Consider the following 11,052-nt stretch of genomic DNA (forward strand, 5'->3'; position numbering starts at 1 on the left):
GCGGCCCTGCGGCGCGGGGCCGAGGTCGTCGTCGACGCCCCGGACGAGGGGCCGATCCGGGCGGCGACCGCCGGCCGTGCGACGCTGCTGCCCCCACGGATCCGGGTGCCGGTGGCGTACTCACTCCTGCGGCACCTCGCCGTGTTCCTCGCGGTAGTGGTCGCGATGGAGGCCACCCGCACGGCGGGCGCGGTTCCCCCGCTGGCCGACCTCGCCGATTCGGCGGACGCGGAGGCCGGTCGCGACCAGCCGGGCAGCGAGGTGTTCCACAACCCGGCGAAGGCGCTCGCGGCCCGCATCCAGTCGCGTCGGGTGGCGCTGGCCGGCGACTCCGCGGTGACGGCCGCGCTGGCCCGGCACGCCGGGGAGTCCCTGTTGCAGGTGGCCGGGGTGATCGCGTCGGCGTCGGCGTTGTCGGCCGTCCTCGCCGCCCGGGACCGGCTCATCGCGAGGCCGCCGGCGAGCGGGGAACCCTACGATCCGTTCTTCCACGACGAACAGCTCGACGGGCCGGTGCCCGCACCCCGGGCGCGGGTGTTCGTGCTGAGCGTGGAGGAGGATCGGCGGCAGGCGGAGCGGCGCGCGGCAGCGCTGCCGGACATGGAGTTGGTATCGGTGGTGGGGGAGTTCGAGGCGAAGGCGGTGCCGCCGGTGCCGGAGCAGGTGGCGGTGCTGGCCGTGCGATTCGAGATGGCCGCGGCCTATCTGCGGTTGGTCGGTGGTTGCTAGTGCTCCGACTCGAAGGTGCGCTGCGTTCGTATGCCTGGGGTTCGCGCACCGCGATCGCGGCGCTGTGCGGCCGTACCGTGCCGTCCGCACATCCGGAGGCGGAACTGTGGCTCGGTGCGCATCCCGCGGACCCGGCGCGCGTGGTGAGCGCCAACGGCGACAGCCCGGGCGGGAGCGCATCGCTGCTCGACGTGCTCGAGGCCGATCCGGGCGGGCATCTGGGGCCGGCGACACTGAGCCGGTTCGGACCCCGGCTGCCGTTCCTGCTCAAGTTGCTCGCCGCCGAGGAGCCACTGTCGTTGCAGGCCCATCCGAGCGCCGAACAGGCCGCCGAGGGCTTCGCCCGGGAGGAGGCCGCGGGCCTGCCCCTCGAGTCGCCGGTGCGGAACTACCGCGATGCGAGCCACAAGCCCGAACTCGTCGTCGCGCTCACCCGCTTCGAGGCGCTCGCCGGTTTCCGGGATCCGCACCGCACCGTCGAGCTGCTCGGCGCCCTCGAGGTTCCCGAGCTCGACCCGTACATCGGGTTGCTCGCCGGGCAGCCCGACTCGGACGGCCTGCGGGCGCTGTTCACCATCTGGATCACCCTGCCGCAGTCGGTGCTGTCGGCGTTGCTGCCGCGGGTGCTCGACGGCTGCGTGACGTACCTGGCGACGCACAACGGCAACGGCACGGCCTCGTTCGCCGAGGAGGTGCGGACCGTGCTGCAGCTGGCCGAGTTCTACCCGGGCGACGCGGGGGTGCTCGCTGCGGTACTGCTCAACCGGATCACCCTCGAGCCGGGACAGGGCCTGTTCCTCGCCGCCGGGAACCTGCACGCGTACCTGCACGGCATGGCCGTGGAGATCATGGCCAACTCGGACAACGTGCTGCGCGGCGGCCTCACGCCGAAACACGTCGACGTGCCGGAGTTGCTGCGGGTGCTCGATTTCCGTCCCGTGGACGTGCCGATCCTCGAACCGGAGCCGTCCGGGCCGGGCGAGGTGCGCTACCGGACTCCGGCCCCGGAGTTCGCGCTGTCACGCGTCGACGTCGCCGCCGGCTCCGGTGCCGCACCGGACGCCGTCACCCTGCCGCCGTGCGGCCCGCAGATCCTGTTGTGCACCGCCGGGGTGGCCGGGGTGGAATGCGGTGGGCGGAGCCTGCAGCTGTCGGCCGGCCAGGCGGTGTGGCTGTCGGCCTCCGACCCGGCCGTCACGGTGCGGGCGGCCGGCGAGCCGGCGCAACTGTTCCGCGCGCGGTTGGCGGACACCGGCGCTCCCGTCGACTAGCAGAAACACGCTCGTTTCCGATCGATGAGGGGGTGCTGTTCTCCCTCGGCTCGTTGTCCGCGATCGACGACCCGATGCCCGGGTCGGGGCCGTCGTCCCCGCCGTTCGGCTGATCCACCTCGAGCCCGACCTGTTCCGTACCCCTGTGGCTTAGGCTTGGGAGGGCGCCACTCCGGGTACTTCCGCTCCGGAGAAAGGGGAGTGCCCGATGACCGAGACCGGCGGCGTATCCCGCAGCGGACTGTTCCGGACCAAGTCGGTGGAGCGATCCATCCTCGACACCGACGAACCGGATTCCCGTCTGCGCAAGGACCTCACAGCGTGGGACCTGATCGTGTTCGGCGTGGCCGTCGTCATCGGCGCCGGCATCTTCACCCTCACGGCCCGGACGGCCGGGAACGTCGCCGGCCCGTCCGTGTCCCTCGCGTTCGTGCTCGCGGCTGTGGCCTGCGCGCTCGCGGCGCTGTGCTACGCCGAGTTCGCGTCGACCGTGCCCGTCGCCGGGAGCGCCTACACCTTCTCCTTCGCGACGTTCGGCGAGTTCGTCGCATGGATCATCGGCTGGGACCTCATCCTCGAGTTCGCTCTCGCCGCCGCCGTGGTCGGCAAGGGCTGGTCGCTGTATCTCGGCGAGGTGCTCGGCGGCCTGTCGCCGGTGGCTTCTCTCGGGCCCGTGAAGGTGGACTGGGGTGCGATCCTGATCGTCGTGGTGATCGGCGTACTCGTAGCCACAGGCACGAAGCTCTCCTCGCGCGTGTCGCTGGTGATCACCTCGATCAAGATCGCCGTCGTCCTGTTCGTTGTCGCGCTCGGCGTCTTCTACATCGACACCGACAACTACACCCCGTACGTCCCGCCGTCGGAATCTGCCTCGACCGGTGAGGGCCTGCGGCAGTCGCTGTTCTCGTTCCTCACCGGGGCCGGGGGCAGCACGTTCGGGTGGTACGGCCTGCTCGCCGCGGCGAGCCTGGTGTTCTTCGCATTCATCGGGTTCGACGTGGTCGCCACCACCGCGGAGGAGACGCGGCATCCCCAGCGGGCCGTGCCCATCGGGATCCTGGGCTCCCTCGCGATCGTCACCGTGCTGTACGTGGCGGTGAGCCTCGTCCTCACCGGGATGGTGAACTACAAGGAACTGGCCGGAGACGAGTCGACGCTCGCGACGGCGTTCGCGCTGAACGGGATGGACTGGGCCAAGAACCTCATCTCGGTCGGTGCCCTCGCCGGCCTGACCACCGTCGTGATGGTCCTGATGCTGGGCCAGACCCGGGTGCTGTTCGCGATGGCACGCGACGGCCTCGTCCCGCGACGGTTGTCGCACACCGGCCGGCACGGTACCCCGGTGCGGACGACCGTGCTGGTGACGGTCGTGGTTGCCGTCCTCGCCGGCCTCATTCCGCTCGGCACCCTCGAGGAGATGGTCAACATCGGGACGCTCTTCGCGTTCGTCCTGGTTTCGATCGGGGTGATCGTGCTGCGCCGGACCCGTCCGGATCTCGAGCGCGGATTCCGGGTGCCCGCGGTGCCGCTCGTGCCGATTCTCGCGGTACTCGCGTGCGTGTGGCTGATGGCCAACCTGTCGGTGGAGACGTGGTTGCGGTTCGTGGTGTGGATGGTGATCGGCGTGGTCGTCTACTTCACCTACAGTCGCCGGCACTCGGTACTGGCGGAACCGGCGGCGCCGCGCCGCTAGCTCCATTCGTGTTGACGGGACCCGCGCCGCGTGAAAACGTCGCGGCATGTCGATCGTGCACGAATCGTCCCCCGCCGGGGAGCCCCCGCGAGCCGGGGAACCCGAGGACCGGCAACGCGTACCGTTCCACGAGGCCAGCCGGATGCTGCTGCGCAACTCGGTGCTCGATGCCATGCGGGACCTGCTCACCGCCCGCGACTGGTCCGCCGTCACCATGACGGACGTCGCCCGGGGCGCCGGTGTGAGCCGGCAGACGCTCTACAACGAGTTCGCCTCGCGGCAGGGCCTGGCCCAGGCGTATGCCCTGCGCCTGGTCGATCAGTTCGTCGACGCCGTCGACGACGCGATCTACAGCCATGTGGGGCAGGCGCGCGACGCCCTCGTCGAGGGATTCACGTCGTTCTTCGTCGAGAGCAGCGCCGACCCGCTGATCCAGTCGCTGCTGCGCGGCGAGGCCAAGCCCGACCTGTTGCGGTTGATCACCACCGATTCGGCGCCGCTCATCGAGCGGGCCTCCGCCCGGCTGTCGGAAACCTTCCAGCGCAGCTGGGTCCAGGCGTCCGCGTCGGATGCGGGCATCCTCGGCCGCGCGATCGTGCGCATCGCGATGAGCTACATCTCCATGCCGCCCGAGTCCGACCGGGACGTCGCCGCGGACCTGGCGGAGCTGCTCGGGCCGTTCATCGATCGCTCCGCCCGGCACGACTGAGCAGCGAGTTGTATAGCCTGTTGGCAGAACCGACTGACAACAGGAGAGGCATTCTCACGTGTCCGACACCAAGCTCGTGGCCGACCAGCTGAATGGGATCGACTTCAAGGTCGCCGATCTGTCCCTCGCCGAATTCGGCCGCAAGGAGATCCGGCTGGCCGAGCACGAGATGCCCGGCCTGATGGCGCTGCGCCGCGAGTACGCGGAGGTGCTGCCGCTGAAGGGCGCGCGGATCTCCGGCTCGCTGCACATGACCGTCCAGACGGCCGTGCTGATCGAGACGCTCGTCGCGCTCGGCGCCGAGGTGCGCTGGGCCTCGTGCAACATCTTCTCGACCCAGGACCATGCCGCCGCTGCGGTCGTCGTCGGCCCGCACGGCACCGTGGAGGCCCCGCGGGGTGTGCCGGTGTTCGCGTGGAAGGGCGAGACCCTCGAGGAGTACTGGTGGGCTGCCGAGCAGATGCTCACCTGGCCCGCCGCCGCCGACGGGACACCGCGGCCGGCCAACATGATCCTCGACGACGGCGGTGACGCCACCATGCTGGTGCTCAAGGGCGCGCAGTTCGAGAAGGCGGGTGTGGTGCCGCCGGTGGACGAGGAGCACGACTCCGCCGAGTACCGGGTGTTCCTGGCGCTGCTGCGCGAGTCCCTCGCGCAGGACGCGAAGAAGTGGACGGCGATCGCCGAGTCGGTGCGCGGCGTCACCGAGGAGACCACCACCGGTGTGCTGCGGCTGTACCAGCTCTCGGCCGGCGGCGACCTGGCGTTCCCCGCGATCAACGTCAACGACTCGGTCACCAAGAGCAAGTTCGACAACAAGTACGGCACCCGGCACTCGCTGCTCGACGGCATCAACCGCGGTACCGACGTGCTCATCGGCGGCAAGGCCGCCCTGGTGTGCGGCTACGGGGACGTCGGCAAGGGCTGCGCGGAGGCGCTGCGCGGGCAGGGTGCGCGCGTGTCCGTCACCGAGATCGACCCGATCAACGCGCTGCAGGCGCTGATGGACGGCTTCGATGTCGTCACGGTCGAGGGCTTCATCGAGCAGGCCGACATCGTGATCACCGCGACCGGCAACAAGGACATCATCACCTTCGACCACATGCGCCGCATGAAGCACCAGGCGATCCTGGGCAACATCGGCCACTTCGACAACGAGATCGACATGGCCGGCCTCGAGCGGGCGGCGGACGTCACCCGCATCAACATCAAGCCGCAGGTCGACGAGTTCCGTTTCGCCGACGGGCATTCCATCCTCGTGCTGTCCGAGGGCCGGTTGCTCAACCTCGGCAACGCCACGGGCCATCCGTCGTTCGTGATGAGCAATTCGTTCGCCAACCAGGTGATCGCCCAGATCGAGCTGTGGACCAAGCCGGACGAGTACGACAACGAGGTCTACCGCCTGCCCAAGCACCTGGACGAGAAGGTCGCCCGCATCCACGTCGAGGCCCTCGGCGGCGAGCTCACCAAGCTGTCCAAGGACCAGGCCGAGTACATCGGGGTCGACGTGGAGGGCCCGTACAAGCCCGAGCACTACCGGTACTGAGCACGGTAGCGAGGATCGCAGGACACCGCCGATGGGCGCGTTGATCGTCGTGGAGGGGCTCGACGGGGCCGGCAAGCGGACACTGTCCGCGGGCCTCGTCGAGGCTTGGCGCGCTGCGGGATTCGTCGTCGCGACGCTCGCGTTTCCGCGCTACGGCGTGTCGGTGCACGCCGACCTCGGTGCCGAGGCCCTGCGGGGCCGGCACGGTGACGCGGCCTCGAGCATCGAGGCGATGGCCCTGCTGTGGGCCCTCGATCGGCGCGACGCCGCCGACGAGTTGCGGAAGCTCCTGGCGGACAACGACATCGTGCTGCTCGACCGGTATGTCGCGTCCAACGCCGCCTACACCGCCGCGCGGCACCACGAGGACGGCTCGGGGCCGTCGGTGGAATGGGTCCGCGAGCTCGAGTTCGATCGGTTCGCGCTGCCCGTACCGGATCTGCAGTTGCTGCTGCGGGTGCCCGTGGAACTGGCTGCGCAGCGGGCCCGCAGTCGCGCCGCTGCCGACACGGCCCGCGATCGGGACGCGTACGAACGGGACTCGGGTCTGCAGGCCCGGACCGGGCAGGTGTACGACGACCTCGCACGCCGACAGTGGATGTCGCCGTGGCGGGTTGCCGGACCCGACGCCGATCCGCGACAACTCGCCGCCGAGATCTCAAATCAGCTTCACCACGGTCGAGGAGTGACACGATAGAAGCCATGAAGCCGAGGATTCTGGTTGTCGACGACGACACCGCGCTCGCCGAGATGCTCACGATCGTCCTGCGGGGCGAGGGATTCGAGCCGTACGTGGTGGGTGACGGTTCGCAGGCGCTGAACGCGGTCCGAGAGATTCGGCCCGACCTCGTCCTGCTCGACCTCATGCTCCCGGGCATGAACGGCATCGACGTGTGCCGGGTGCTGCGGGCCGACTCGGGCGTGCCCATCGTGATGCTCACCGCCAAGTCGGACACTGTGGACGTGGTGCTCGGGCTCGAATCCGGCGCCGACGACTACATCGTCAAGCCGTTCAAGCCCAAGGAACTCGTGGCCCGGGTCCGGGCGCGGCTGCGTCGCACCGAGCAGGAACCGGCCGAGGTGCTCTCCATCGGCGACATCGCCATCGACGTTCCCGCCCACAAGGTCAGCCGTGGGGACGAACTGATCTCTCTCACGCCGCTCGAGTTCGATCTGCTGGTGGCGCTCGCGCGCAAGCCGCGGCAGGTGTTCACCCGTGAGGTGCTGCTCGAGCAGGTCTGGGGCTACCGGCACGCGGCCGACACCCGCTTGGTGAACGTCCATGTGCAGCGGTTGCGCGCGAAGGTCGAGAAGGATCCCGAGAATCCCGAGGTGGTGCTGACGGTGCGTGGCGTCGGCTACAAGGCCGGACCGCCGTGATCGGTGGGTACCGACTGCGGCGGCGGATCACGAGGAGGACCCTGCCGCTGCTGAGGTGGTCACGTGCGGTGAGCAACCGGCTCGCCCACACGTGGCGGCGATCGTTGCAGCTCCGGGTCGTGGTCTCGACCCTGTCGCTGTCGCTGATCGTGATGCTCGTCCTCGGTGTCGTGCTCACCAGCCAGATCACCGAGCGGCTGCTCGAGGTGAAGATCAACGCCGCCACCGAGGAGGTCGAGCGCTCCCGCGCACTCGTCGAGGGCCAGCTCGCCGGCGCCGACGACTCCGGTTCGCTGCAGGTACGGCTCGACGGGGCCGCCGCGGCATTGACCAACCGCGGCAGCGACGCCGGCCAGGACACCGGCGTCGCGGGCACCTTCGACCCGGTGCTGATCGTGCCGGGCGACGGACCGCGCGCCCCGACGTCGAGCGGTCCTGCCGACCAGATCCCCGAGAACCTGCGCGCCTTCGTGCAGAAGGGTCAGATCTCCTACCAGTTCGCGACCGTGTCGGATCCGGACGGTTACTCCGGCCCGGCCCTGATCGTGGGCACCCCGACGGCGTCGGACATCTCCACCCTCGAGCTGTACCTGGTGTTCCCGCTGGCGGGCGAGGAGAACACGCTGTCGCTGGTGCGGGGCACGCTGCTCGTCGGCGCCGGCGTGCTGCTCGTGCTGCTCGCCGCGATCTCGATGATCGTCGCGCGCCAGGTCGTGCTGCCGATCCGCTCGGCGTCGCGCATCGCGGTCCGGTTCGCCGACGGCCGCCTCAAGGAACGCATGCCGGTGCGCGGTGAGGACGACATGGCGCGCCTGGCCATGTCCTTCAACGAGATGGCCGAAAGCCTGTCGCGGCAGATCACGCAGATCGAGGAGTTCGGCAACCTGCAGAAGCGGTTCACCTCGGACGTCAGTCACGAGCTGCGGACCCCGCTGACGACGGTGCGGATGGCCGCCGACCTGATCCACGACGGCAGCGACGAACTCGACCCGTCCCTGAAGCGGGCCTCGGAGCTGCTCGTCACCGAGCTCGACCGGTTCGAGAGCCTGCTGGGCGATCTGCTCGAGATCAGCCGTCACGACGCCGGCGTCGCCGAGCTCGCGGCCGAGCAGCTCGACCTGCGGATGTGCGCCCGTGCCGCGGTCTCCACCGTCCGGCACCTCGCCCGCGAGAGCGGGACCGAGCTGATCGTCGACCTGCCCGGCGAACCCGTCACCGCCGAGGTGGATCCGCGCCGCGTCGAGCGCATCCTGCGGAACCTGCTCGCCAACGCCATCGACCACGGGGAGGGAAAACCCATCCTGTTGCGCCTGCGCGCCGACGACAACGCCGCCGCCTTCATCGTCCGGGACCAGGGCGTCGGCCTGCGTCCGGGCGAGGAGAAACTCGTCTTCAACCGGTTCTGGCGCTCGGACCCGTCGCGGGTCCGGCGGTCCGGCGGAACCGGTCTCGGCCTGGCGATCAGCGTCGAGGACGCCAACCTCCACAACGGCAAGCTCGAGGCGTGGGGCGAGCCCGGCCAGGGGTCCTGCTTCCGGCTGACCCTCCCGCGGGAACGGGGACGCAAGGTCGGCCGCAGTCCGCTGCCGCTCGTTCCCAGCACGGTCCGTGCGGTCCAGGGCCGCCCGCTGCCGGGAGCGGCCGCGCCGGCCGAGGCGGAGTCGGCGGATGCCGGGACCGGCGACGACGCCGGGACGGCCGCGGATTCGGCGCACGTGCCGGTCCCGCCCGAGGGAGCCGCCACATGAGGGGCACGAAGACGATCCTCACGGCGATGCTCGGCCTGACCGTCGCCGTGTCGGGGTGTGCCAGCCTGCCGGACTCGTCGTCGCCGCAGGCGGTCGGCACCATCGCCCGTGAGCCCACCACCACCTCGGTCCCCCCGCCGGCACCGGGCCGGGAACCGGACCTGCTCCTGCGCGACTTCCTGCGCGCCAGCACCGACCCGGCGAACCGCCACCTCGCGGCCCGGCAGTTCCTCACCGCCGACATGTCGGCCGGGTGGGACGACGCCGCCAGCGCGACGATCGTGGACAAGGTCGACGTGCTGCCGGAGTCGCGCAGCGCCGAGCGCGCGACGTACGTCATCCGCGCCAACCGGGTCGGGCACCTGGAGGAGGGCGGGGTCTACCGCGCCGACGAGGGACCGTTCGAAACCAGGATCACGCTCGTGCTCACGGGCGGCGAGTGGCGCATCGACGAGATGGGACCGGGCGTCGTCATGGACCGCCCGCAGTTCCTCAACGGCTACCAGCGACGCTCGCTGTACTTCGTCGACCCGTCCGGGCGCACGGTCGTGCCCGACCCCCGCTGGATCGCCGCGACCCAGGACCAGACCGCGGCACAGCTGATCGACCTGCTCATCGAGGGCCCGAAGGCGGCCCTGGCACCGGCCGTGCGCACGGAACTCGGCTCCGGGGTGTCCGTGCGGGGGCCGATCACCAAGGCCGACGGCCGCACGACCCAGGTCGGTGTCGGTCTCGGGGGCGTCCGGATCGACTTCCTGGGGTTGAAGCCCCTGGGCAAGGAGAGCCGCGAGATGCTGGCGGCACAGGTGATCTGGACCCTCGCCAACGCCGAGATCACCGGGCCCTACGTGCTGCTCGCGGACGGTCAGCCGCTGGACGAGCGGTTCCCGAACGGCTGGACCACCGCGGACGTGGCGTCGATGAACCCGCTGGCCACCTCGAGCGCCACCATCGGCCTCCACGCCCTGCGGGGCGGCGGGCTGGTCAGTGTCGCCGAGACCGGGGTGACTCCGGTGCCCGGGGCCTTCGGCGCCGCGACGAACCTGCGCTCGGTCGCGCTGTCGCACGACGGCGAGCTCGCGGCCGCCGTCGCAGACACCGGGCGTCCCGCCCCCGAAGCCACCGCCGAGCTGCTGATCGGCCCCTACCGCGACGGGACGGCGGCACGTGCCCTGCAGGGCGAATCGATCACGCGGCCGACGTGGGCGCTCGACGACAACTCCGTGTGGGCCGTGGTCAACGGCACGAACGTGGTGCGCGTGGTGCGCGAGCCGGGCACCGGCCGGGTCACCGTCCTCCCCGTCGACGCCGGCTCCGTGCGGGCCGTGGGCAACGTGATCAGCGATCTGCGGCTTTCCCGCGACGGCGTGCGCGCGGCGATGATCGTGGACGGCCGCGTGTACGTCGCGGTGGTCGTGCAGAAGTCGAACGGCGAGTTCTCGCTCACGACGCCGCGGGAGATCGCCATCGGCCTCGGCAGCCCGGCGTTGTCGCTGGACTGGAGCACCCCGGACACCGTGGTGGTGGCACGGTCCGCCTCCGACGTGCCCGTCGTGCAGGTCGCGGTGGACGGCTCCCGCATGGACGCCCTGCCGAGCCGGAACCTCACCCCGCCCGTGGTCGCCGTCGAGGCGTCGACGACCTCGGAGTTCGTGGCCGACTCGCGGGCGGTGTTCCAGCTGAACAACGCCGATCCGGCCGGCGACCGGTACTGGCGCGAGGTACCCGGCCTGACCGGGCTGCAGGCGGTCCCCGTCCTGCCGGGCTGACGGTCCGGCGCGGGATGTCGGGGCCGGCGGCCACACTGGCGCGGTGCTGACCTCGCTGCTGGATCTGGTGCTGCCCGTCGAGTGCGGCGGTTGCGGACTCGCCGGCGTCGGCTGGTGCCGGCGCTGTGCCCGGGAACTGGCGGACGTGCCTGCACGGGTCCGGCCCCGGGTCGATCCCGGCGTGCCGGTGTGGGCGCTGGGGCCGTA

The 11,052-nt window shown here is 70.8% G+C and carries 9 protein-coding genes and 1 pseudogene; all 10 read left to right on the top strand.

Features of this window, described 5'->3' with window-relative positions:
- The coding region (locus tag CQZ88_RS29065) for a tobH protein (protein WP_102800647.1) at window positions 1-729 on the top strand (729 nt) is incomplete at its 5' end.
- Window positions 729-2,000: a mannose-6-phosphate isomerase, class I gene (manA, locus tag CQZ88_RS29070; protein ID WP_006942657.1), complete on the top strand. Its 1,272-nt coding sequence runs from the start codon at window positions 729-731 to the stop codon at window positions 1,998-2,000. The genes CQZ88_RS29065 and manA, both read left to right, overlap by 1 nt.
- 208 nt (window positions 2,001-2,208) lie before the next feature.
- Complete coding sequence (locus CQZ88_RS29075) at window positions 2,209-3,693, top strand: amino acid permease (protein ID WP_006942659.1); 1,485 nt, start codon at window positions 2,209-2,211, stop codon at window positions 3,691-3,693.
- Between the two features lie 46 nt (window positions 3,694-3,739).
- On the top strand, window positions 3,740-4,402 hold the full coding sequence (locus CQZ88_RS29080; RefSeq protein ID WP_029544617.1) for a TetR/AcrR family transcriptional regulator: 663 nt from the start codon (window positions 3,740-3,742) through the stop codon (window positions 4,400-4,402).
- 58 nt (window positions 4,403-4,460) lie between these two features.
- Window positions 4,461-5,948 carry an adenosylhomocysteinase gene (ahcY, locus tag CQZ88_RS29085; RefSeq protein ID WP_006942661.1) on the top strand — a complete coding sequence of 496 codons (1,488 nt, stop codon included), beginning with the start codon at window positions 4,461-4,463 and terminating at the stop codon, window positions 5,946-5,948.
- A 31-nt stretch (window positions 5,949-5,979) separates the two neighbouring features.
- Entirely contained in the window at window positions 5,980-6,645 is a 666-nt protein-coding gene (locus tag CQZ88_RS29090; protein WP_029544615.1) for a dTMP kinase, read from the top strand.
- A gap of 5 nt (window positions 6,646-6,650) precedes the next feature.
- On the top strand, window positions 6,651-7,328 hold the full coding sequence (mtrA, locus tag CQZ88_RS29095) for an MtrAB system response regulator MtrA (protein ID WP_006942670.1): 678 nt from the start codon (window positions 6,651-6,653) through the stop codon (window positions 7,326-7,328).
- Window positions 7,325-9,076 (top strand): MtrAB system histidine kinase MtrB, encoded by a 1,752-nt coding sequence (mtrB, locus tag CQZ88_RS29100; protein WP_258008877.1) that lies wholly within the window; start codon window positions 7,325-7,327, stop codon window positions 9,074-9,076. The genes mtrA and mtrB overlap by 4 nt, the downstream gene beginning before the upstream one ends.
- A complete protein-coding gene (lpqB, locus tag CQZ88_RS29105) occupies window positions 9,073-10,845 on the top strand; it encodes an MtrAB system accessory lipoprotein LpqB (RefSeq protein WP_006942676.1) in 1,773 nt (590 codons plus the stop codon). Before mtrB ends, lpqB begins: the two co-directional genes overlap by 4 nt.
- Window positions 10,846-10,888: 43 nt before the next feature.
- Window positions 10,889-11,052, top strand: a pseudogene (locus tag CQZ88_RS32220) (ComF family protein); the annotation flags it as partial.

The organism is Rhodococcus sp. ENV425, from assembly GCF_002887785.1.
In the GTDB taxonomy this organism is placed as follows: domain Bacteria; phylum Actinomycetota; class Actinomycetes; order Mycobacteriales; family Mycobacteriaceae; genus Rhodococcus; species Rhodococcus aetherivorans.